Source organism: Hydrogenophaga bisanensis (assembly GCF_042665135.1).
GTDB lineage: Bacteria > Pseudomonadota > Gammaproteobacteria > Burkholderiales > Burkholderiaceae_C > Hydrogenophaga > Hydrogenophaga bisanensis.
Genome location: NZ_JBHTBX010000002.1, coordinates 384,707 through 406,746 on the forward strand (window position 1 = coordinate 384,707; position 22,040 = coordinate 406,746).

General features: G+C 65.6%; 19 protein-coding genes. 17 read left to right on the forward strand and 2 right to left on the reverse strand.

From position 1 onward, the window contains the following. Positions 1–58 precede the first annotated feature (58 nt). The 9 genes from ACFQNJ_RS04525 to ACFQNJ_RS04565 all read left to right on the forward strand — a co-directional run bounded on the left by ACFQNJ_RS04525 (position 59) and on the right by ACFQNJ_RS04565 (position 10,828). Positions 59–997: a helix-turn-helix transcriptional regulator gene (locus ACFQNJ_RS04525; RefSeq protein WP_382254210.1), complete on the forward strand. Its 939-nt coding sequence runs from the start codon at positions 59–61 to the stop codon at positions 995–997. A 130-nt stretch (positions 998–1,127) separates the two neighbouring features. Further along, on the forward strand, positions 1,128–2,792 hold the full coding sequence (gene boxC, locus ACFQNJ_RS04530; protein WP_382254212.1) for a 2,3-epoxybenzoyl-CoA dihydrolase: 1,665 nt from the start codon (positions 1,128–1,130) through the stop codon (positions 2,790–2,792). A 90-nt stretch (positions 2,793–2,882) separates the two neighbouring features. Beyond that, entirely contained in the window at positions 2,883–4,310 is a 1,428-nt protein-coding gene (gene boxB / locus ACFQNJ_RS04535; protein WP_382254215.1) for a benzoyl-CoA 2,3-epoxidase subunit BoxB, read from the forward strand. A 389-nt stretch (positions 4,311–4,699) separates the two neighbouring features. Next, positions 4,700–5,989, forward strand: a complete 1,290-nt coding sequence (gene boxA, locus ACFQNJ_RS04540) for a benzoyl-CoA 2,3-epoxidase subunit BoxA (RefSeq protein WP_382254218.1) — start codon at positions 4,700–4,702, stop codon at positions 5,987–5,989. A gap of 96 nt (positions 5,990–6,085) precedes the next feature. Next, positions 6,086–6,712, forward strand: coding sequence for a DUF3305 domain-containing protein (locus tag ACFQNJ_RS04545; protein WP_382254220.1), 627 nt, complete (start codon positions 6,086–6,088; stop codon positions 6,710–6,712). Next, on the forward strand, positions 6,709–7,533 hold the full coding sequence (locus tag ACFQNJ_RS04550) for a gamma-glutamyl-gamma-aminobutyrate hydrolase family protein (protein WP_374640653.1): 825 nt from the start codon (positions 6,709–6,711) through the stop codon (positions 7,531–7,533). Before ACFQNJ_RS04545 ends, ACFQNJ_RS04550 begins: the two co-directional genes overlap by 4 nt. After that, entirely contained in the window at positions 7,530–8,120 is a 591-nt protein-coding gene (locus ACFQNJ_RS04555) for a DUF3306 domain-containing protein (RefSeq protein WP_382254223.1), read from the forward strand. Before ACFQNJ_RS04550 ends, ACFQNJ_RS04555 begins: the two co-directional genes overlap by 4 nt. Continuing rightward, entirely contained in the window at positions 8,080–10,161 is a 2,082-nt protein-coding gene (locus ACFQNJ_RS04560; protein WP_382254618.1) for a 4Fe-4S binding protein, read from the forward strand. Before ACFQNJ_RS04555 ends, ACFQNJ_RS04560 begins: the two co-directional genes overlap by 41 nt. A 49-nt stretch (positions 10,162–10,210) precedes the next feature. Then, a complete protein-coding gene (locus ACFQNJ_RS04565; protein ID WP_382254225.1) occupies positions 10,211–10,828 on the forward strand; it encodes a TorD/DmsD family molecular chaperone in 618 nt (205 codons plus the stop codon). A gap of 16 nt (positions 10,829–10,844) precedes the next feature. Here ACFQNJ_RS04565 and ACFQNJ_RS04570 read toward each other — a convergent pair whose 3' ends face one another. Both ACFQNJ_RS04570 and ACFQNJ_RS04575 read right to left on the reverse strand, forming a co-directional pair. Continuing rightward, positions 10,845–12,890, reverse strand: a complete 2,046-nt coding sequence (locus tag ACFQNJ_RS04570) for a sensor histidine kinase (RefSeq protein ID WP_382254228.1) — start codon at positions 12,888–12,890, stop codon at positions 10,845–10,847. Beyond that, positions 12,887–14,278: a sigma-54-dependent transcriptional regulator gene (locus ACFQNJ_RS04575; protein ID WP_382254230.1), complete on the reverse strand. Its 1,392-nt coding sequence runs from the start codon at positions 14,276–14,278 to the stop codon at positions 12,887–12,889. Before ACFQNJ_RS04575 ends, ACFQNJ_RS04570 begins: the two co-directional genes overlap by 4 nt. 435 nt (positions 14,279–14,713) lie before the next feature. On the opposite strand from ACFQNJ_RS04575, the gene ACFQNJ_RS04580 reads away from it, so the two are divergent. The 8 genes from ACFQNJ_RS04580 (at position 14,714) to upp (ending at position 22,029) form a co-directional block, all read left to right on the forward strand. Beyond that, a complete protein-coding gene (locus ACFQNJ_RS04580) occupies positions 14,714–14,932 on the forward strand; it encodes a formate dehydrogenase (RefSeq protein WP_374640658.1) in 219 nt (72 codons plus the stop codon). A 19-nt stretch (positions 14,933–14,951) separates the two neighbouring features. Continuing rightward, positions 14,952–17,912, forward strand: coding sequence for a formate dehydrogenase subunit alpha (locus tag ACFQNJ_RS04585; protein ID WP_374640659.1), 2,961 nt, complete (start codon positions 14,952–14,954; stop codon positions 17,910–17,912). Between the two features lie 12 nt (positions 17,913–17,924). After that, a complete protein-coding gene (fdh3B, locus tag ACFQNJ_RS04590) occupies positions 17,925–18,527 on the forward strand; it encodes a formate dehydrogenase FDH3 subunit beta (RefSeq protein WP_374640660.1) in 603 nt (200 codons plus the stop codon). Continuing rightward, positions 18,524–18,754 (forward strand): hypothetical protein, encoded by a 231-nt coding sequence (locus ACFQNJ_RS04595; protein ID WP_382254237.1) that lies wholly within the window; start codon positions 18,524–18,526, stop codon positions 18,752–18,754. The genes fdh3B and ACFQNJ_RS04595 overlap by 4 nt, the downstream gene beginning before the upstream one ends. 11 nt (positions 18,755–18,765) lie before the next feature. Continuing rightward, on the forward strand, positions 18,766–19,950 hold the full coding sequence (locus ACFQNJ_RS04600; RefSeq protein WP_382254240.1) for a formate dehydrogenase subunit gamma: 1,185 nt from the start codon (positions 18,766–18,768) through the stop codon (positions 19,948–19,950). A 28-nt stretch (positions 19,951–19,978) separates the two neighbouring features. Then, positions 19,979–20,275, forward strand: coding sequence for a hypothetical protein (locus ACFQNJ_RS04605; protein WP_382254242.1), 297 nt, complete (start codon positions 19,979–19,981; stop codon positions 20,273–20,275). 144 nt (positions 20,276–20,419) lie between these two features. Then, on the forward strand, positions 20,420–21,319 hold the full coding sequence (locus ACFQNJ_RS04610) for a formate dehydrogenase accessory sulfurtransferase FdhD (protein WP_382254245.1): 900 nt from the start codon (positions 20,420–20,422) through the stop codon (positions 21,317–21,319). A 77-nt stretch (positions 21,320–21,396) separates the two neighbouring features. Then, the gene (gene upp / locus ACFQNJ_RS04615) at positions 21,397–22,029 is read left to right on the forward strand and encodes a uracil phosphoribosyltransferase (RefSeq protein ID WP_374640665.1); all 633 of its coding nucleotides are present in this window, start codon (positions 21,397–21,399) and stop codon (positions 22,027–22,029) included. The last annotated feature ends 11 nt before the right edge of the window (positions 22,030–22,040 follow it).

Consider the following 22,040-nt stretch of genomic DNA (forward strand, 5'->3'; position numbering starts at 1 on the left):
GCTGGCCGCTAGGGTTTACCCGTGCCAACACCGTAAACAGACGAAAGGCGCCCGCGCCATGACCAGTACCGACACCATCGCCCCCCCATCGCCCGCCCTCTTGTCCGACGAGGAAGATCGCCATCCTTTTCTGGTGGCGCTGGGTGAGCGGGTGCGCAACCTGCGATCGCGCAAGGGCATGACCCGCAAGGCAGTGGCGCTGGCGGCCGACGTGTCGGAACGTCATCTGGCCAATCTGGAGTACGGTACCGGCAACGCCTCCATCCTGGTGCTGTTGCAGGTGGCGCAGGCACTGCATTGCTCGTTGGCCGAACTCATCGGCGACGTCACCACCTCTTCGCCCGAATGGTTGCTGATCCGCGAACTGCTGCAGGGCCGCAGCGAGGCCGATCTGCGTCGCGCACGCCTGCAACTGGTGGATCTGCTGGGGGCCGGCGGGGGGGTCGACGCCCAGGGCCGGCAGGCGCGGGTGGCCCTGATCGGGCTGCGCGGCGCGGGCAAATCCACGCTTGGCCAGCGGCTGGCCGACGACCTGGGCTATCCCTTCATTGAGCTCAGTCGTGAGATCGAGCAGTTCGCCGGCTGCAGCATCAGCGAGATCCACAACCTCTACGGCGCCAATGCCTACCGCCGCTACGAGCGGCGCGCGCTGGAAGAGGCGATCCAGATCTACCCCGAGGTGGTGATTGCCACCCCCGGCGGTCTGGTGGCTGACTCGGCCAACTTCAACCTGCTGCTGCAGCACTGCACCACCGTGTGGCTGCAGGCCGACCCTGCAGACCACATGGGCCGCGTGGCCGCGCAGGGGGACATGCGCCCCATGGCGGCCAGCCGCGAGGCGATGGAGGATCTCAAGCGCATTCTGGATGGGCGGGCGGCGTTCTACTCCAAGGCCGACCTGGCCTTCAACACCAGTGCCCAGCCACTGGAAGAAAGCTTCCAGAAGTTGCGCCAGCAGGTGCGTCAGTTGCTCAAGGTCCCGGTGCCTCGCGGTTGAAATCAGGGTAAATACCGAGGTGCATGCAGTAAATTGCATTTGACCTTGCTGTGATGCATGCACTATTATTCACGTCATGCCGCACGACCCCGTGCACCCTGACCGCCACCGCCCACCCCAGGAGACAACGATGAGCACCGCCAACCCCCGCGTCGACTACCAGACCCATCCGTCCCGTTACCAGCACATCCAGCTGGCCTTTGACGGCGCCATTGCGACGCTGTCGCTGGCCATCAACGAAGACGCCGGCCTGCGTCCCGGCTACAAGCTCAAGCTCAACAGTTACGACCTGGGTGTGGACATCGAACTGCACGACGCGCTGCAGCGCATCCGTTTCGAGCACCCCGAAGTCAAGTCGGTCGTCGTCACCAGTCTGAAGGACCGCGTGTTCTGCTCCGGCGCCAACATCTTCATGCTGGGCTTGTCCAGCCACGGCTGGAAGGTCAACTTCTGCAAGTTCACCAACGAAACCCGCAACGGCATCGAAGACAGCAGCCAGCACAGCGGCCTGAAATTCGTGGCGGCGCTCAACGGCGCCTGCGCCGGCGGCGGCTACGAGCTGGCCCTGGCCTGCGACGAGATCGTGCTGGTGGACGACCGCAGCAGCGCCGTGAGCCTGCCCGAGGTGCCCCTGCTGGGCGTGCTGCCTGGCACCGGCGGTCTGACCCGCGTCACCGACAAGCGCCACGTGCGCCACGATCTGGCCGACATCTTCTGCACCAGCGTCGAAGGCGTGCGCGGACAGAAGGCCGTGGACTGGCGCCTGGTTGATGCCATCGCCAAACCCGCGGTGTTTCAGCAGGCGGTGCGCGAACGCGCCGAGAAGCTGGCCGCCGGCAGCCACCGCGGCGCGCCCGGCGCCAAGGGCATCGAACTGACGCCGCTGAACCGGACCATCGAAGCCGACCGCCTGGTCTACACCAACGTCACGGTCGAGATCGACCGCAGCAAGCGCGTCGCCACCTTCACCGTCAAGGCTCCGCAGGGTGCGCAGCCCACCGACATCGCCGGCATCGAGGCCCTGGGCGCCGACTGGTATGCCCTGCAGATGGTGCGCGAACTGGACGACGCCATCCTGCACATGCGCACCAACGAGCTGGACATCGGCACCTGGCTGCTCAAGACCGAAGGCGACAGCGCTGCGGTGCTGGCCAACGACGCGCTGATGCTGGCCCACAAGGACCACTGGTTCGTCAACGAGACCATCGGCCACCTGCGCCGGACCTTCGCCCGCCTGGACGTGTCCTCGCGCAGCCTGTTCGCGCTGATCGAGTCCGGCTCCTGCTTCGCCGGCACCCTGGCCGAACTGGCCTTCTGCGCCGATCGCGCCTACCAGCTGGTGCTGCCCGACGAGCCGGAGAAGCAGCCGGTGCTGACCCTGGGTGAAATGAACTTCGGCTACCTGCCGATGGTCAATGGCCAGAGCCGCCTGCAGCGCCGCTTCTATGAAGAAGCCGGCCCGATGGAAGCCGCCCGAGGCGCGATCGGTCAGGCGCTGGACGGCGATGCCGCCGTGAAGCTGGGCCTGGTCACCGCCGCACCCGACGACATCGACTGGGCCGACGAGATCCGCCTGGCGCTGGAAGAGCGCGCGGCCATGTCGCCCGACGCGCTGACCGGCCTGGAGGCCAACCTGCGCTTCGCGCAGAAAGAGAACATGTTCACACGCATTTTCGGCCGCCTGACCGCCTGGCAGAACTGGATCTTCCAGCGCCCGAACGCCGTCGGTGAAAAAGGTGCGCTCAAGGTCTACGGCAAGGGCGACAAGGCCCAGTTCGACTGGAACCGCGTCTAAACAGAAAACTCGTTGTGCGGTGGGTTTCCCGGTGGAGCCAGCCGCAACCGAACGACAGTCCACCGAAGAGTCCACCCGCAGGAGCACACCATGTCGAGCATCAACTACAGCGAGAAGATCCCCAACAACGTCAACCTCAGCGAAGACCGCACGCTGCAGCGCGCGCTGGAGCACTGGCAGCCCAATTACCTGCAGTGGTGGCAGGACATGGGCCCGGAAGGCTCGCAGAACTTCGACGTCTACCTGCGCACCGCCGTCAGCGTGGACCCGCAGGGCTGGGCCCAGTTCGGCCATGTGAAGATGCCCGACTACCGCTGGGGCATCTTCCTCAACCCCGCCGAGCAGGACCGCAAGATCCACTTCGGTGACCACATGGGCGAAGCCGCCTGGCAGGACGTGCCTGGCGAACACCGCGCCAACCTGCGCCGCATCATCGTCACGCAGGGTGACACCGAGCCCGCATCGGTCGAACAGCAGCGCCACCTGGGCCTGACCGCGCCCAGCCAGTACGACCTGCGCAACCTGTTCCAGGTCAACGTGGAAGAGGGCCGCCACCTGTGGGCCATGGTGTACCTGCTGCACAAGTACTTCGGCAAGGACGGCCGCGAAGAAGCCGAAGCCCTGCTGGAGCGCAACAGCGGCAACGCCGACAACCCGCGCATCCTGGAAGCCTTCAACGAGAAGACGCCCGACTGGCTGAGCTTCTTCATGTTCACCTACTTCACCGACCGCGACGGCAAGTTCCAGCTCTGCGCGCTGGCCGAATCCGCGTTCGACCCGCTGGCCCGCACGACCAAGTTCATGCTGACCGAGGAAGCGCACCACATGTTCGTGGGCGAGTCGGGTGTCGGCCGCGTCATCACCCGCACCTGCGAGATGATGAACCAGCTCAAGACCGACGACGTGAACAAGCTGCGCGCCGCCGGCGTGATCGACTTGCCGACCATCCAGAAGTACCTGAACTTCCACTTTTCGGTGACCATTGACCTGTTCGGCGCCGACCAGTCGTCCAACGCCGCCACCTTCTACAGCTCGGGTCTCAAGGGCCGTTTCGAAGAGGGCAAGCGCACCGACGACCACGTGCTCAAGGGCAACACCTACAAGATCATCGACGTGGTCAACGGCCAGCTGATCGAGAAGGAAGTGCCGATGCTCAACGCGCTCAACGAAGTGCTGCGCGACGACTACATCAAGGACAGCGTCGGTGGTGTGGAGCGCTGGAACCGCCTGATCGAGAAGGCTGGCATCGACTTCCGCCTGAAGGTGCCGCACAAGGCCTTCCACCGCAACATCGGCACGCTCAAGGGCGTGAAGGTCAGCCCGGACGGCCGCGTGGTCACCGACCACGAGTGGAACGCCAAGGTCGAAGAGTGGCTGCCGACCGATCAGGACCGAGCCTATGTGGCCAGCCTGATGGGCCGCGTGGTGGAGCCGGGCAAGTTCGCCAACTGGATTGCGCCGCCGGTCATGGGTATCAACCGTCAGCCGGTGAACTTCGATTACGTACGCTTCAATTAACCCCCCTGCGCCGCTGCGCGGCTTCCCCCCTTTCTGGCGCACCTTCGGCGCTTGAAGGGGGGACGATGCGAGTGGCCCGGCGAAGCCGGTTCCACCGCATCCTTGACGAAGGCACGGCCTCCGGCGAGCTACAAGATGGACGACTTTTCTTGTCTCGCAAGCCTCCGAGCGTGAGCCTGGGTGGCTGACGCAGTGAGGTAAAGGAGGAGCCGGCCGCAGGCCGGCGGGGGACACGAACGGAGTCAGTCACCCGGGCTCACGCGGTGCCACCACGAAGTCAACCGCGACACGAACGGAGTCGGTTACCCCGGCCCATGCGGTGCCACCACGAAGTCCAAAGACACCACACAATAGAACGCCACGAAAACGAATCGCAACGGAGACCCCAGATGAACGCCCCCTTGGAAGCCGCCGTCATCAAGCAGCACCTGATCGACCCCGAGATCTGCATCCGCTGCAACACCTGCGAATCGATCTGCCCGGTCGGCGCCATCACGCACGACTCGCGCAACTACGTGGTCGACGTCAACAAGTGCAACTGGTGCAACGACTGCATCTCGCCTTGCCCCACCGGTTCGATCGACAACTACCGCCGCGTCGTCAAGGCCAAGGCCTACAGCCTGGAGGAACAACTGGGCTGGGACGTGCTGCCGCCTGAACTCTCGGGTGCCGAGATCGCCGCCATGGCATCGGACGCGGGCGCTGACGAAGCCGTTGCTGTCTACGAGCCGGAGGCCCAGCCCGCCGCCGACCCCAGCGGCCAGAGCGCCTTCAATTCCGCCCAGTACGGCGCCACGGTGCCGCCGTGGAGCGCCGCCCACGCCTACACCAACCTCTACGGCCCCAAGGCCGCCGAGAAGACCGTGACCGCCACCGTCACCGGCAACCTGCGCGTCACCGCGGTCGGCAAGGAGTACGACACCCACCACATCGTGCTCGACTTCGGATCCATGCCCTTCCCGGTGCTCGAAGGCCAGAGCATCGGCATCATCCCGCCCGGTGTGGATGCCAACGGCAAACCCCACCACGCGCGCCAGTACAGCATTGCCAGCCCGCGCAATGGCGAGAGGCCCGGCCACAACAACCTGTCGCTGACCATCAAGCGCGTGCTCGAAGACCATTCGGGCCAGCCGGTGCGCGGCGTTGGCAGCAACTACATGTGTGACCTCAAGGTCGGTGACCAGGTGCAGGTCATCGGGCCGTTCGGCACCAGCTTCCTGATGCCCAACCACCCCAAGTCCAGTATTGTCATGATCTGCACTGGCACCGGTTCGGCGCCCATGCGCGCCATGACCGAATGGCGCCGCCGCCTGCGCGCCAGCGGCAAGTTCGAGTCGGGCAAGCTCATGTTGTTCTTCGGTGCCCGCACGCAGGAGGAGTTGCCGTATTTCGGTCCGCTGCAGAGCCTGCCCAAGGATTTCATCGACAGCAACTTTGCCTTCAGCCGCACGCCAGGCCAGCCCAAGAAGTACGTGCAGGACGCCATGCGCGACCGCGCCGCCGACCTGGCTGCCTTGCTGCAGGACCCGAATGCGTACTTCTACGTCTGTGGCCTCAAGGCCATGGAAGAGGGCGTGGTGCTGGCGCTGCGCGACATCGCCGCCGGTGCCGGGCTTGACTGGGACACCGTGGGTGCTGAGCTCAAGCGCGAGGGCCGGCTGCACCTGGAGACCTACTGACCGACGACCCTTGCAGCCCATACCCATGGGCCAACGCTGACTTAGGGGAGCCACGTACGACGGGTCGGGCATGCATGGCGTACAGTCCGGTTTGCCATGCAAACCGATTCATATGACACGCACGCCCGACGCCCGTCCATCGATGTCGCCGTCGTGATGCGGCGCGAGCCTGTCACCGGCCCGATGAGCCGGTGGCAGTCCGCGCGCTGGGTGCTGGTGGACGTCATCCCCGAGGGCGAGCCGTTCCTGGCCGATCTCTCGGACGTTGGGCAGGCGATGCTGCCACCCGAGGAGGTGGTGCCCGTGGATGCGGGTGGATTGCCTGAAGCACGCCACTGGATATTCCGGCATCGCCGCGTGACCCTGTTCCGGGATGACGCCGAAGGCTATTTTCTGAACCTCACCAGCCCCACCCCTTGCTTCTGGGTGTTCTGGCGCAGCGACGACGAGTGGCTGGTGGACGGCGAGCCTGGAGCGATGCCGCAGATCGTCACCCTCAGCTACCACGACGCCGGCCGCTGGCTCGATGCCCAGGAAAAGGTCGATCAGGTGCCGGCGCCACCCGCGGTGGTGGGTTGGTTGCAGGCGTTCGTCGATCGGCACCACCAGGTCGAACCCAAGCGTCGCAAACGGCCGGAAAGCTTCCGCCCGCTCACCGACCGCTTCGGTCAACCTGTCCGGATCTCCACCGACAAGCTCTCGCGTGGCAGGGGCGGCACATGAGCCTGCGCATTGGCATCTCGGCCCGCCTCTTGCACGACCCGCCCCCCGGATTGGGACTGCCCCAGAAGCGGCTGCAGTTCCTGGAGAGTTCCATGGCCCACTGGATCATGGCACACAACGCCATAGCCCTGATGGTGCCTTTCGTGGACGAGGCGGCGCCCACGCTGGTGAACCGGGTGCCGGTCAGCGAGGTGGTCAATCTGCTGGACGGACTGGTGCTGCAAGGCGGCATCGACATCTGTCCGCAAACCTACGGTGCGCTGCCAGGTCATCCGGACTGGGCTGGCGATCCCATCCGCGATCGCTACGAGCTGGCCCTGCTTCGCGGGTTCGTGGAAGCGGGCAAACCGGTGCTGGGGGTCTGCCGCGGTGCACAACTCATCAATGTCTATTTCGGTGGCACCCTGGTGCAGGACATTCCGTCGCAGTGGCAGGACGCGGTGCCGCACCAGGATACCGGGCGCTATGACCGTCTGATGCACGACGTGACTTTTTCTCCGGACGGGCTGCTGGCCGACCTGTACGGTGCAGACCTCACCCATCGCGTGACCAGCATCCACCACCAATGCGTTGACCGACTGGGCGACGGTCTGGTGGTGGAAGCCCGCAGCCCTCGCGATGGCGTCATCGAGGCCATCCGCCACGAAGGCACTGGCTTTGTGCTGGGACTGCAATGGCACCCGGAGTTTCACCTGCAGGCGACCGATGAAACCCTGGGCCTGCTGGACAGCGGCCCCGTGATGGAGTCCTTTCTCAGGGCTGCCCGCTTGCGTGCCGGCAGGCCACGGAGCACGGCCCTGTCCAGCCAGGAGACGTCATGAGCAGCGAGGACAATGGCTTCCTCTCCCGCTGGTCACGGCGCAAGGCGCTGGTCCGCAGTGGTCAGTCTTTGCCACCGGAGCCCCCGCCGCCCGAGCCCGAAGCCCCTGTGCCGGTGTCGGCGCAGGCCCAACCTGGGTCAGCGCACGCCGAGGTGTCAGAGCCGGTGGTCAATCACCCTGCTGAGCAGCCCGCGCCCACCCTGGACGATGTGGCGGACCTGACCCCCCAGTCGGATTTCAGGCCGTTTGTCGCGCGGCATGTGCCGGCCGACGTGCGCAACGCCGCGGTCAAGAAGCTGTTTGCCGATCCGCACTTCAATGTGATGGACGGGCTGGACATCTACATCGACGACTACACGAAAAGCGAACCGATTCCCGCCGACATGCTGGCCAAGATGGTGGGCGCCCAGTTTCTCAAGCTGGTCGATGAACCGACGGCCACCGAGGCGCCTGCGCCGCTTGCTCAGCCAGAGCCGGTGGCACCCCCCACAGAACAGCCCCAAGAAGCCCACGATGACCACCCTGATCTGCAACTGCAACCAGACCATGCCCCTGGATCCCAAAGCCCTGGGGCAGGCGCTGGATGAAGACCTGACCCTGCATACCACGCTGTGCCGACGCGACGCACCGGCTTTCCAGCGCGCGGCCCGCAGCCGGGATGAGCTGGTGGTGGCCTGCACCCAGGAAAGCCGCCTGTTCACCGAACTGTCCCAGCAGACCGAAGGCGCGGTCGATCTGGATGTTCGCCCGATCCGTTTTGTCAATATCCGCGAGACCGGTGGGTGGGGGCGGGAGGCACGCCAGGCGACGCCCAAGATGGCGGCTTTGCTGGCGGCCGCGCGCCTGCCCGATCCCGAGCCGGTGCCCACGGTCACCTACCAAAGCGATGGTCGCCTGCTCATCATCGGCCCGCTGGAGCAGGCCGAAACCCTGGCCGCGCTGGTCAGCGACGCGCTGGACGTCACCGTCCTGGCCACCGGGGGCAGCGGCCAGCAGGCGCGTCAGTATCCTGTGGTGGCCGGACAACTGCAGAGCCTGCGAGGCTGGCTCGGTGCTTTCGAGGTGACGGTCAGCAGCAGCAACCCCATCGATCTGGACCTCTGCACCCGCTGTAACGCCTGCGTGGCCGCCTGCCCGGAAGGCGCCATCGGTCTGGACTACCAGATCGATCTGTCGCGGTGCCAATCGCACCGGGCCTGTGTCAAGGCCTGCGATGCCGTTGGTGCCATCAACTTCCAGCGCGATGCGCAGACACGCGAGGAAAAGTTTGACCTCGTGCTGGATTTGCGCGACGCGCCAGGCTTCACGCAGCATGCGCTGCCCCAAGGCTACGTTCATCTGCCGCCGACGGCAGACGCCATGGCGCAGGTGCGCGCCGTCACGCAGTTGCGCGATCTGGTCGGTGAGTTCGAGAAACCCAAGTTCTTCACCTACAAGCAGAAGCTCTGCGCCCACGGGCGCAACCTGAGCGTGGGTTGCAACGCCTGCGTGGATGTTTGCTCGGCCTCGGCCATCAGCAGCGACATCAAGCGCAACCAGATCGTCGTCAACCCCAATCTGTGCGTGGGCTGCGGCACCTGCACCACCGTCTGCCCCACTGGCGCCCTCAGCTACGCCTACCCGCGCGCCAGCGAGCAGGGTGTCAAGCTGCGCACCCTGCTGGCCAGCTACGCCAAGGCGGGCGGCAAGGATGCGGCCGTGTTGTTGCACAGCCAGGCAGCCGGTGCGGCAATGGTCAATGACCTGGGCCGCATGGCCCAACTGGACAAGACGGTGCGCGGTGTGCCGGCACGCGTGATCCCGCTGCCGCTCTGGCACACGTCCTCTGTCGGTATCGACCTCTGGCTCACGGCATTCGCCTACGGTGCCTCGCAGGTCTGGGTGCTGATGACGGGGGAGGAAGCGCCCCAGTACCACGACGCCTTGCGTGAACAGATGGCCGTGGCCGAATCCATCGTGCAGGCGCTGGGCTACAGCGGGCGCCACTTCAAGCTGATCGAGGTGCGCGACGCGCGCGACCTGCCGCTGCTGGACAGCGAACTCGGTGAGGCGCCGGCCCAGGGGGTGACCCGTGCGGCGAGCTTCGCGGTCCAGGCCGAGAAACGGGCCACACTGGACCTGGCACTGGACCACCTGCTGCAGGACAGCGCCAGCCGCGCCGGTCGCACCAAGGACGCCGCCATTGCCCTGCCCGCTGCGTCACCCTTCGGCACCCTGAACGTCAACCGCGATGCCTGCACCCTGTGCCTGAGTTGCGTCAGTGCCTGCCCGGCCGGCGCGCTGCAGGACAACGCCGATCGGCCGCAGCTGCGCTTCATCGAAAAGAACTGTGTGCAGTGCGGCCTGTGTGCCACCACCTGTCCCGAGAATGCCATCTCCCTGCAGCCCCGGTTGCTGCTGGGCGAAGAGCGCCGCCAGCCGCGTGTGCTCAATGAGGCGCAACCCTACCAGTGCGTGCGTTGCGGCAAGCCCTTCGGCACCCTCAAGGGTATCGAGGTCATGATCGCCAAACTCAGTGGCCACGCGATGTTCCAGGGCGAAGCGCTCGAGCGTCTGAAGATGTGCGGCGACTGCCGCGTGGTGGACATCTACACCAATCCGGACGAGAAGAAGATCACGGACATCTAGGCCCCAGCGCTGCTGCTGCGGTGATGAGCGAACCGAACCAAAGAACGATATGAACGAAAAGATTCCCGTGTCCTCCGCCCTGGATGAGGAAACCGCCCGTGCCGAGGTGTACGGCCTGCTCGCGGCCCTCTACTACGCCCCTCCCGGTGCCGATCTGCTGGCGCAGTTGCGTGTCGCCGTCACCGAGGCGCCTGCCGCCGGTGGTTTTCTGGAGGAGCCGTGGCGCCAGTTCGTGGGCACCGTGCGCGAGCTGAGCGATCAGCAGGTGGCTGACGAGTACGACGCCCTGTTCGGCGGCGTGGGCAAGCCCGAGGTGTACCTGTTCGGTTCGTTCTACCTCAGTGGCTTCCTCAACGAAAAGCCGCTGGCCGCCCTGCGTGGTGATCTGGCGGCGCTGGGGCTGGTGCGCGATGAAGCCATGCCCGAGACCGAAGACCACTTCGCCTGCGTGTGTGAAGTGATGCGCTACCTGATCGCGGGAGACGACGTCGAGGTGGCCAACCTGACGCAGCAGCAGAAGTTCTTCAGCACCCACGTGCAGCCCTGGGTGCCCGCCATGTGCGACGCCATTACCGCTCACCCCAAGGCAAGGTTCTACGCCGCGCTGGCGGCGTTCACCGCCGCTTTCATCAGTGTGGAGGCCCAGGGGTTCGATCTGATGGCCTGAGGGGCCGCGTGACCGGTCAAGGCTGAAGCAGCCCGGGCCGACCGTCCCGGGTGGGTGTGGCGTCGGGCACGCGGGGCTCGGTCAGCAAGCGCACGCTGAACACGGCACCGCGCTGGCCGTCTTCCTGGTTCCCAGCATTGATGCTGCCCCCATAGCGCTCCACCAGTCCCAGGCTGATCCACAGGCCCAGACCGTTGCCGTCGTTCTTGGTGGTGAAAAAGGGCCTGAAAAGACGCTCGGTCACGCCCGGCGCCAGTCCGAGGCCGGTGTCCTTCACCTGCAGCATCGCTCCGCGTGCGCCGTGTTCATCGGTCCAGTCCTGGGTGACCAGCCGCAGCGTGCCGCCCTGCGGCATGGCCTGGATGGCGTTGATCAGCAGGTTGATGATGACCTGTTGCAGTTCCTGCCGGTTGAAGCCCACCCGCTGTGTGGCCTGCAGGTCGCGCACCACTTCGATCCGGGTCTGTGCCAGCAGGTGCGCCACCAGCACCAGGCAGTCGTGAATGGTCTGGTTGAGATCCAGCGTTTCCACATAACCGGCGTATTCGGTGGGTCTGGCGTACTGCAGCAGCTGGGTGACGATCAGCCGCATGCGCTCGACCTGCTCGTCCAGGAGCTTGAATTCGTCTTTCACCGGTCGTGCATGCGAGCCCAGCGTCTCCCGGATCAGGTCCAGATTGCCCTGCATGACCGCGATCGGGTTGTTGATCTCGTGTGCGATGCTGGCGGTCAGCTGGCCGATGGCGGCGAGTTTCTCGCTCTTGACCAGCTGCTGCTGCGCCAGCCGCAGTGAGGCGTTGCTTTCCTCCAGCTCCCGCGTGCGTTCGGCCACCTTCTGGTCCAGCTCTTCGCCCCAGCGCCGCAGGGCGGTGGTCTTGTCGTCGATCACGTCCAGCAGCTGGTCCAGATGACCGGCCAGCGCGCCGAGTTCGTCGCGCGCCGGCAGCGGGCCCACACGCGCGGCGCTGTCGCCATCCTCCACGCGCTGCATGGTGCGGTTCATCTGCTCCACCGGGCGGAAGATGCTGCGCGCCCAGCGCACCGAGAGCATGGCCGACACCGCCATCACCCCCAGGAAGATCAGGCCCATGACCGCCAGCATGGCGTGCCGGACCCAGCGAAAGGGCGACTCCAGAAAGCCCACGTACAGCATGCCCACGCGCTGGCCGGCAGCGTCCAGCAGCGGCTCGTAGGCCGAGACATACCAGTCGTTGACGACAAAGGCGCGGTCCAGCCAGGTCTCGCCCTGACCGAGCACCCGGTCGCGCACGGTCTGCGAAACGCGGGTGCCAATGGCGCGCTGGTCCTGGAACAGGCGCACGTTGGTGGTGATCCGCACGTCGTCCAGGAACAGGGTGGCTGTGCCTTCACTTCCAAATGGCAAGGCACCGTCGGGATAGACGATGCGGTTGATGTGGTCGATGAAGTCCAGGTTCTGGTTGAGCAGCAGGCCGCCCACCAGCAAGGCTTGCGGTTGACCGGTCGCATCGAGTACCGGCTGCAGCGCCAGCAGCACCAGCGCGCGGTCTTCGGTGGCGCGCGCATCGGGGGATGCGTTGCGCGTGGGCACCAGGGGGATGTTCAAGCGGGGTAGCAACTGGGGAGCCAGTGCCGCCAGTTCCTCGCGTGAGAGCCGCACGATCTGGGCCGCGCGGCCCTGGTGCCCTGTGGTGGTTTGAAGCAACGGAACCACGCTGGCGGGCAGGGCGCTTCCCGGGTCCTTGTGCCGAAACAGCAGCAGGAAGTCCAGGCCAAGCTCCTGCCGGTCGGCGGCCAGCTGTGCACCCAGGTCATCGCCGGCCATGGCCTGCAGCAGCCTCTGCGAACGCGCCACGCCGCGGGTGCCGCTGCCCACCTCGGCCAGGGTCTGGTCAAAGTAGCCGCGGGCCACCGCCAGGTCACTGCGCACCTTGGTGATCAGCAGGCGGTCATAGGTGATGCTGCTCCAGACCGCGATGGCCAGCACCAGCAGGGGAAACACCACCAGCAAGGGCAGCAGCGCCATCGCCAGCAGCTTGTTGCGCACCGAGGTGGCCAGCCAGCGCGGCGTGGGCAGCTTCATGCCAGGCCCTGCCCCCATTCGGCCACCCGGCGCTCCAGGGTGCGGCGAGATACTCCCAGCAACTCCGCGGCCCGGGTCTTGTCGCCCTGCACCGAGTCCAGCACCGACAGGATGTGAAGCTTCTCCAGGGTGGCCAGGTCCATCGGGCCGCCAGCGGGTACCGGTGGTGTGCGGGGTGCTTCACCAGGGTAGAGGGCCGACACGTTGAGCGAACCCAGAATCAGCGAGCGCTCCAGCAGGTTGCGCAACTCGCGCACATTGCCGGGCCAGTCGTACTGGGCCAGGAAGGCCAGCTCCTCGGGGCTGATGGCCAGGGGGGGCACGCCCAGCGCTGGCGCCAGCTGCGTGATGAAATGCGCCACCAGCTCCGGGATATCCTGCTTGTGCTCGCGCAGCGGCAGCAGCGTCAGCTCCACCACCTGAAGGCGGAAGAACAGGTCCTTGCGGAAGCGTCCGGCCGAGACCTCATCGGCCAGACGCCGGTTGCTGGCGGCGATGATGCGCAGGTTCAGCGGCACCAGCTGTTCGCTGCCCACCGGCCGGATCTTCAGGTCCTCGATCGCCCGCAGCAGCGTGGCCTGCACGGGCAGGGGCAGCTCTGCGATCTCATCCAGGAACAGGGTGCCGCCCTGGGCATAGTGAAAGAGTCCCTCGCGCGCCCGGTTGGCGCCGGTAAAGGCCCCTCTGGCGTGGCCGAACAGCTCGCGTTCAATGAGCTCGGGCGACACCGCTGCGCAATTGACGGGCACGAAGGGGCCGGAGGCTCGCGGACTCTGGGCATGCAGTTCCCGCGCCACCAGCTCCTTGCCGGTGCCCGACTCTCCCTGCAACAGCACCGTGCTGTTGACGGACGCCACGCGGGCTATCGAGGCGCGCAGGGCCTGCATCGCGGGGGAGCTGCCCACCACCGAAGGACCGCCCGTGACCGGCATCGCCATGGCCCGGCGCAGCACGAAGTTCTCCCGCCGCAACCGCGCCCGCTCGTAGCACTGCTTGACCGCGTTCAGGATCTGGGGCACCCGAAACGGCTTGAGGATGAAATCGGACGCACCGGCACGCAGGGCTTCGATCGCGGTGTCCAGGTCGGCAAAGGCGGTGATCAGGATCACCTCGCCGGCGTAACCTTGTTCCCGCAGCTCCTTGAGCCAGGTCACGCCGTTCTTGCCGGGCAGCGAGATGTCCAGGATCACCAGATCGACGTGGTGGCTGCGCAGCCAGTTGGCGCCATCTTCCGCACTGCCGGCACTCATGACGAAATGGCAGCGGGGGGCCAGTGTCTTGACCAGAAAGTTCAGCATCCCCTGCTCGTCGTCGATCACCAGGATCGACCAGCCGGGCCAGCCTTCCAGGTGGCGTTCGGGCAGAGAGGGCAAATTGCTGGGTTCCACGCGGCCGCATTCTACGGACGTAACCGAGCGTTTCACTGGGGCATTGACGGAAAACCGACAGGGGCATCAGGCCTCTGCGCCGCACTGTTCGCGACAAGTTGTCGCATCGGCCAGTCGACAAGCTGACGTCTGCCCGCGGGGAATGGGCGCCCCGATCGCTCGTCCGCAGGGAAGGCGCGCGTCGGGGGGTACTTTTGCGCGGGCCAGCAGGCCCGCAGCGTCAGCAAGCGAAGGGTGGCACGAAAATCGCTTTCAGTTCTGGTTGCTGCGGATGTTGCAGCGCCGCAATCAAATACCCCGGGGTGTTCCCCGTGGGTTGTCGGGTAGGTGCCAGCTTGCACAGCCTGAGCACAATGGGTAGATTCAGCATATGCAAAAAGCCCGCAAGTGCAGCGTCTCGCCTGCACGTGCGATCGTGTTCCACAGGAGACATGCATGAGCAAGCCCCCACGTCCGAGCGACAAGCCTTCCCTGAGCCGCCGCACCCTGTTTGCGGGGGTCGGAACGGCCGGTGCCGTCGCCGCAGCCGCGAGCCTGATGCCCCGCGTGCAGCCGGAGGACATCGCACCCGTTGACAAGCCGGCGCCGACCCGCGGCGGTGGCTACAGCCTGACGGACCACGTCAAGCAGTACTACAAGACCACCCTGATCTGAACCGGACAGGAGCCCCACGATGTTGTTGACCAAAAAATCCGGCGGCGCCCATTCGCGCGGCCACACCCCGTTTGTCCAGAGCCTGCAGCGCGGCCTGTCCGCTGCCTTGCCGACCATGGACCGTCGCGCATTCCTGCGCCGCTCCGGTCTGGGCGTCGGCGTTGGCCTGGCAGCCACCCAGCTCACGCTCGTCAAAAAGGCCAAGGCCGCCAGCGGCGGCTCCATCGACGGCACCGGCAAGATCGAGGTCAAGCGCACCGTCTGCACCCACTGCTCGGTGGGTTGCGCGACCGACGCCATCGTCGAGAACGGTGTCTGGGTGCGGCAGGAGGCCGTGTTTGATTCGCCGATCAACCTGGGCGCCCACTGCGCCAAGGGTGCGTCGCTGCGTGAGCACGGCCACGGCGAGTACCGTCTGCGCTACCCGATGAAGCTCGTCAACGGCAAGTACCAGCGCATCAGCTGGGATCAGGCCTACGACGAGATCACCGCCCGCATGCTGGAGCTTCGCAAGGCCAGCGGTCCCGACTCGGTCTACTTCATTGGCTCGTCCAAGCACAACAACGAACAGGCCTATCTGCTGCGCAAGTTCGTCAGCTTCTGGGGTTCCAACAACTGCGACCACCAGGCGCGCATCTGCCATTCGACCACGGTGGCCGGTGTGGCCAACACCTGGGGTTACGGGGCGATGACGAACTCGTACAACGACATGCAGAACAGCAAGGTCGCCCTGTACATCGGTTCCAACGCCGCCGAAGCCCACCCGGTGTCGATGCTGCACATGCTGCACGCCAAGGAAAACGGCTGCAAGATGATCGTGGTGGACCCCCGGTTCACCCGCACGGCCGCCAAGGCCGACGAGTACGTCCGCATCCGCTCCGGCACCGACATTCCTTTCCTGTTCGGTCTGCTGTATCACATCTTCAAGAACGGCTGGGAAGACAAGAAGTACATCAACGACCGCGTCTACGGCATGGAGAAGGTCCGCGAGGACGTCATGGCCAAGTGGACGCCGGACAAGGTGGAAGAGGCCTGCGGCGTCAAGGAAGCGCAGATGCTCAAGGTCGCCAAGATGCTGGCCGACAGCCGCCCGGGCACCATCGTCTGGTGCATGGGCCAGACGCAGCACACCATCGGCAACGCCATGGTCCGCGCTTCCTGCATCCTGCAACTGGCGCTGGGCAACGTGGGCAAGAGCGGTGGCGGGACGAACATCTTCCGTGGTCACGACAACGTTCAAGGGGCCACCGACGTCGGGCCCAACCCCGATTCGCTGCCGGGCTACTACGGCCTGGCCGCCGGCTCGTGGAAGCACTTTGCCAATGTCTGGGGTGTGGACTACGACTGGATCAAGTCGCAGTACGCCGAAGGCATGATGGAGAAGCCTGGCATCACCGTCTCGCGCTGGATCGATGGCGTGCTCGAGAAGAACGAGCTGATCGATCAGGAAGCCAACATCCGCGGGATGTTCTTCTGGGGCCACGCGCCCAACTCCCAGACCCGTGGTCTGGAGATGAAGCGCGCCATGGACAAGCTTGATCTGCTGGTGGTGGTGGATCCGTATCCGTCGGCCACGGCCGCCATGGCGGCCATGCCGGGCAAGCCGGAAGACCTGAACCCGAACCGGGCGGTCTACCTGCTGCCAGCCGCCACGCAGTTCGAGACCAGCGGTTCCTGCACCGCCTCCAACCGCTCGCTGCAATGGCGCGAGCAGGTGATCGAGCCGCTGTGGGAGAGCCGCACCGATCACATGATCATGCACCAGATGGCGCAGAAGCTGGGTTTTGCCGAGCAGTTGTCCAAGAACTACAAGATGGTCAAGGGCAAGGGCGGCATGGAAGAGCCGTCGGTCGAGGACATCCTGCGCGAGATCAACCGCAGCGTCTGGACCATCGGCTATACCGGGCAGAGTCCCGAGCGGCTGCAGGCCCACATGCGCAACATGGGCGCCTTCGATGTCAAGACGCTCAAGTGCAAAGGCAAGGTGGTCGACAAGGTCAACGGCTACGACATGAGCGGTGACTACTTCGGCCTGCCCTGGCCCTGCTACGGCACGCCCGAAATCAAGCACCCCGGTTCGCCCAACCTGTACGACACGTCCAAGCATGTGATGGACGGTGGCGGCAACTTCCGCGCCAACTTCGGTGTCGAGCGCGAAGGCGTGAGCCTGCTGGCCGAGGACGGTTCGCACTCGGTGGGTGCCGAGATCACCACCGGTTACCCCGAGTTTGACCACGTGCTGCTCAAGAAACTGGGCTGGTGGGACGACCTGAGCGACGCCGAGAAGGCCAAGGCCGAGGGCAAGAACTGGAAGACCGATCCGACGGGCGCGATCATCCGCGTGGCCATGGCCCACGGCTGCCACCCGTTCGGCAACGCCAAGGCCCGCGCCGTGGTGTGGAACTTCCCTGATGCGATCCCGCAGCACCGCGAACCGATCTACGGCATCCGTCCGGACCTGGTGGCCAAGTACCCCAGCCACGACGACCAGAAGAACCGTTGGCGCCTGCCCATCCTCTACAAGTCGCTGCAGCAGAAGAACGTCGAGGAAAAGGTCCACGAGAAATTCCCGCTGATCATGACCTCCGGCCGACTGGTCGAGTACGAGGGCGGCGGCGAGGAAACCCGCTCCAACCCCTGGCTGGCCGAGCTGCAGCAGGAAATGTTTGTCGAGATCAACCCGGCAGCGGCGGCCGAGCGCGGCATCCGCAACGGTGACCGCGTCTGGGTCAGTTCACCGACCGGCGCCCGCCTGAACGTGCAAGCCCTGGTGACCGAACGTGTGGGCCCGGACACGGTGTTTCTGCCCTTCCACTTCTCCGGTCGCTGGCAGGGTCAGGACATGAAGCCGTACTACCCCGATGGCGCGATGCCCGTGGTGCGGGGCGAGGCGGTCAACACCGCCACGACCTACGGTTACGACATCGTGACCATGATGCAGGAAACCAAGACCACCGTCTGCAACGTCGAGAAGGCCTAAGGAGCACACACGATGGCACGAATGAAATTCATCTGTGACGCCGAGCGCTGCATCGAGTGCAACGGCTGCGTCACCGCCTGCAAGAACGAACACGAAGTCCCCTGGGGTGTGAACCGCCGCCGTGTGGTCACGCTCAACGACGGGGTCCCTGGCGAGAAGTCCATCTCGGTGGCCTGCATGCACTGCAGCGACGCACCCTGCATGGCGGTCTGCCCGGTCAACTGCTTCTACCGCACCGACGAAGGGGTGGTGCTGCATGACAAGGACGTGTGCATTGGCTGCGGCTACTGCTCGTACGCCTGCCCGTTCGGCGCGCCGCAGTTCCCTTCCCAGGGCACTTTCGGTGTCCGGGGCAAGATGGACAAATGCACCTTCTGCGCTGGCGGCCCGGAAGAGCACGGCAGCCAGACCGAGTTCGAAAAGTACGGACGCAATCGTCTGGCCGAAGGCAAGCTGCCCGCTTGCGCCGAAATGTGCTCGACCAAGGCACTGCTGGCCGGCGATGGCGACACCGTGGCCGACATCTTCCGCAGCCGCGTGCTGCGCCGCGGCAAGGGCGCCGAGGTCTGGGGCTGGGGAACCGCCTACGGCAGCAGCAATGGAGGCAAGGCATGATCACACGCATCCTGATCGCATCGGGCATGGTGCTGGCCCTGGCGGCCTGTGGCGAAAAACCGCAGGGCATGGGCGGCATCAAGCAGGACGCGGCGCCGTACACCGGCGTCGGCAAGAGCCAGTATGTGCAGGGTGGCTGGACCACCGGTGACAAGGGCAGCTGGGAACAGCAGCTCAAGGCGCGGGCACAGTACGGCCAGAACGACTACAGCCGGGCCAGCAATTGAGGGAGGCCACCATGCCCAACCGTTCTCTTTCGCGTTGGTGTCTGGCGGCCTGTCTGGCGCTCAGCGCCGGGCTGTTGCATGCCCAGGACGCCGCCAAACCCGCTGATGCGCCGGCTGCGGCGGCGCCTGGCGGCATCCGCAGCGCCAACATCTTCGAGATCGCCCCGGACGCCGACAAGGATCCCGGGTATGCATCCCAGACCAACGCCGAGCGGCGGCAGGTCCAGCCCGGCAACAACGCGCCCATGTGGCGCGATGTGGGCAAGGGGGTGACCGGCTACAGCAGCCTGCCGGTGACGCAGGCGCCTGAGGCGGGCAACCTGATCCAGCCCTTCGTCCAGTACCCCGGTTCCGCGTTGACCAATGCGGGAGAAGCCTGGCGCCAGGTGCGCAACCACTGGCTGATTCCTTATGGCGGTTCCTTGCTGTTCATCGTGCTGCTGGCCATGGCCATCTTCTACAAGGCCAAGGGGCCGCTCGGTGGCCACGTACCCGATACCGGCCGCAAGATCGAACGGTTCACGCCGTTGGAGAGGGCGGCCCATTGGACCAACGCCGGTGCCTTCGTGGCGCTGGCCATCTCGGGCATCGTGATGGCTTTCGGCAAGTTCTTCCTGCTGCCCGTGATTGGCACCACCCTGTTCGGCTGGCTGACCTACGCCCTGAAGAATGTCCACAACTTCGTGGGGCCGCTGTTCGCCGTGTCCCTGCTGATTGTCATCATCACCTTCGTCAAGGACAATATCGCCAACAAGGCCGACTTTGTGTGGCTGAGCAAGGCTGGCGGCATGCTGAGCGATCACGAAGTGCCCTCCCATCGCTTCAATGCGGGCGAAAAAGGCATGTTCTGGTGGGGCGTCACCATCCCGGGCATCATCGTGGTGGCCTCGGGGCTGGTGCTGAACAAGCTCGTGCCGGGCCTGCTCTACCTGCGTGGCGACATGCAGATCGCGCACATGATCCACCTGGCGGCGGCTGTGTTCATGATGGCGATCCTGATGGGCCATATCTACATGGGTACCGTGGGGGTCAAGGGCGCCTACGGGGCGATGAAGACGGGCTATGTCGACGAGGGGTGGGCCAAGGAGCACCACGAACTCTGGTACGACGACATCAAGGCCGGCAAGATCCCCGCGCAGCGCAGCCGCGTAGCCGACGATGCCAAGGTGCCGCCAGCCGCGGCGGCCAAGGCCTGAGTTCACACCACGCACGGACGGAAATTCCATGAAGAAGACACTGCTGATCACGGCCAGCCTGTTGCTGGCAGCGACCGCCCAGGCCAAGCTGCCAGCGCCGGTGCTGGACGATGCCGCCAAGGCCAAGGCCGAGGAAGCCAAGGCCAAGACCGCACACGGTGCCAAGGTGGAGGCATACAAGCTCTGCATGGCCATGGAGCGTTCGGCCGCGCACTACTTCAAGACGTCGGCCGCCGGTGGCAAGGCGGTCAAGCCGGCCCAGGCTTCTCCGGCCTGCGCCGATCCAGGGCCTTTCGTGTGGCCTGCGGCGCCCGCCAAGAGCTGATCTCACCCCTGCTGGTCCGGCCAGCGTTGGACAACAAGGCCTTTCGGGGCCTTGTTCCGTCTGTGGCCCGGGTGTTCTCGGTCCTGAACGCTGTCAGGGCATGACGACCGGCTGGTCCATCCGAAGCGATACTCGAACATCCGCATGTTTGCCGACACCCTGGACACCGTTTTGGCCACTTCTCCCACCCTGATGCGCCGTCCGCGTCTGACCAGCGCCAGCGCGCCGCTGACCCGTGATATTGCGGTCGTCAACGAGTTCGGCGAGCAGTCCAGCGTGGCCATTCCGGCCGAGCGGGACCTGACCGTCTATGTCGACAAGCGGGAGCTGGTGACCCTGATGACCCTGGGTGCCCATCCGGAATGGCTGGTGCTGGGTTACCTGCTGAACCAGCGACTGGTGACCTCCATCGATGAGATCGAATCGGTCACGGTGGACTGGGAGGTCGGCGCGGCAGCGGTCACCACCCGCCGGGGCATCGAACGCATCGAGGAGCGCACCGCCCGGCGCGTGGTCACCACCGGTTGCGGGCAGGGCAGTGTCTTTGGTGGGCTGATGGACGAGATCGACCGCATCGTCCTCCCGCCGGAGGCCGTGCTGCGGCAATCCGAGCTGTACCGGATCGTCAACGCCATCCGCCTGAAGGAGAGCACCTACAAGTCCGCCGGATCGGTACATGCCTGCGCCCTGTTCGATGGCGATCAGCTGCAACTCTTTGTCGAGGATGTGGGGCGCCACAACGCGGTGGACACGATCGCCGGCTGGATGGCTCTGCAGTATCCCCAGGTGCCACCGGCCCGGCGCGTGTTCTACACCACCGGGCGCCTGACCAGCGAGATGGTCATCAAGGCGGCCCAGATGCAGGTGCCGGTGGTGGTTTCGCGCTCGGGCATCACGCAGATGGGCCAGGAAGTGGCCCAGCGCGTCGGCCTCTGTGCGGTGGGCCGGGCCACCCACACCCGTTTCCTGTGCTTTGCCAACCCGCACCGGCTGCTGCACGATGCGGTGCCGCCTTTGCAGACTGTCCGGTCGCCGCAGGACTGAGCTGCCCGACTACACTTGGGTGATGGGTCCCGGCCGGGTGGCGCGGGCGGTCATTTCATTTCCGAGAAAGTCTTCCGATGAGCCGAGAAGTCCACATCATCGATCACCCTCTGGTCCAGCACAAGCTCACGCTGATGCGCAAGAAGGACACCAGCACCAAGAGCTTCCGGGAGCTGGTGCATGAGGTCTCCGCCCTGCTGGCCTATGAGCTCACGCGCGACATGCCGATGCAGGAGATCGAGATCGAAACCCCCCTGGAGACGACCAAGTCCCGGGTCATCGATGGCAAGAAGATCGTGCTGGCCTCCATCCTGCGCGCGGGCAATGGCTTCCTGGATGGCATGCTGCAGATCATCCCGGGTGCCCGTGTCGGGCACATCGGCCTGTACCGCGATCCTGAAACCCTGCAGGCGGTCGAGTACTACTTCAAGATGCCGCAGGACATGCACGAGCGGGACGTGATCGTGCTGGACCCGATGCTGGCCACCGGCAATTCCGCAGTGGCGGCGGTGGACCGCCTCAAGCAGACGAACCCGCGCTCCATCCGTTTTGTGTGCCTGGTGACCTGCCCGCAGGGTATCAAGACCTTCCACGATGCCCACCCGGATGTACCGGTCTACACACCCGCCGTCGATCGTGGCCTGAACGAGCACGGGTACATCGTTCCCGGACTGGGCGATGCCGGGGACCGGATCTTCGGCACGAAGTAAGGCCCACCCCC

Bases quoted from the DNA above. Each gene is read 5' to 3' on its own strand.
- ACFQNJ_RS04525 (WP_382254210.1), top strand. From the start codon at position 59: ATGACCAGTACCGACACCATCGCCCCCCCATCGCCCGCCCTCTTGTCC.
- boxC (WP_382254212.1), top strand. From the start codon at position 1,128: ATGAGCACCGCCAACCCCCGCGTCGACTACCAGACCCATCCGTCCCGT.
- boxB (WP_382254215.1), top strand. From the start codon at position 2,883: ATGTCGAGCATCAACTACAGCGAGAAGATCCCCAACAACGTCAACCTC.
- boxA (WP_382254218.1), top strand. From the start codon at position 4,700: ATGAACGCCCCCTTGGAAGCCGCCGTCATCAAGCAGCACCTGATCGAC.
- ACFQNJ_RS04545 (WP_382254220.1), top strand. From the start codon at position 6,086: ATGCAAACCGATTCATATGACACGCACGCCCGACGCCCGTCCATCGAT.
- ACFQNJ_RS04550 (WP_374640653.1), top strand. From the start codon at position 6,709: ATGAGCCTGCGCATTGGCATCTCGGCCCGCCTCTTGCACGACCCGCCC.
- ACFQNJ_RS04555 (WP_382254223.1), top strand. From the start codon at position 7,530: ATGAGCAGCGAGGACAATGGCTTCCTCTCCCGCTGGTCACGGCGCAAG.
- ACFQNJ_RS04560 (WP_382254618.1), top strand. From the start codon at position 8,080: ATGCCCCTGGATCCCAAAGCCCTGGGGCAGGCGCTGGATGAAGACCTG.
- ACFQNJ_RS04565 (WP_382254225.1), top strand. From the start codon at position 10,211: ATGAACGAAAAGATTCCCGTGTCCTCCGCCCTGGATGAGGAAACCGCC.
- ACFQNJ_RS04570 (WP_382254228.1), bottom strand. From the start codon at position 12,890: ATGAAGCTGCCCACGCCGCGCTGGCTGGCCACCTCGGTGCGCAACAAG.
- ACFQNJ_RS04580 (WP_374640658.1), top strand. From the start codon at position 14,714: ATGAGCAAGCCCCCACGTCCGAGCGACAAGCCTTCCCTGAGCCGCCGC.
- ACFQNJ_RS04585 (WP_374640659.1), top strand. From the start codon at position 14,952: ATGTTGTTGACCAAAAAATCCGGCGGCGCCCATTCGCGCGGCCACACC.
- fdh3B (WP_374640660.1), top strand. From the start codon at position 17,925: ATGGCACGAATGAAATTCATCTGTGACGCCGAGCGCTGCATCGAGTGC.
- ACFQNJ_RS04595 (WP_382254237.1), top strand. From the start codon at position 18,524: ATGATCACACGCATCCTGATCGCATCGGGCATGGTGCTGGCCCTGGCG.
- ACFQNJ_RS04600 (WP_382254240.1), top strand. From the start codon at position 18,766: ATGCCCAACCGTTCTCTTTCGCGTTGGTGTCTGGCGGCCTGTCTGGCG.
- ACFQNJ_RS04605 (WP_382254242.1), top strand. From the start codon at position 19,979: ATGAAGAAGACACTGCTGATCACGGCCAGCCTGTTGCTGGCAGCGACC.
- ACFQNJ_RS04610 (WP_382254245.1), top strand. From the start codon at position 20,420: ATGTTTGCCGACACCCTGGACACCGTTTTGGCCACTTCTCCCACCCTG.
- upp (WP_374640665.1), top strand. From the start codon at position 21,397: ATGAGCCGAGAAGTCCACATCATCGATCACCCTCTGGTCCAGCACAAG.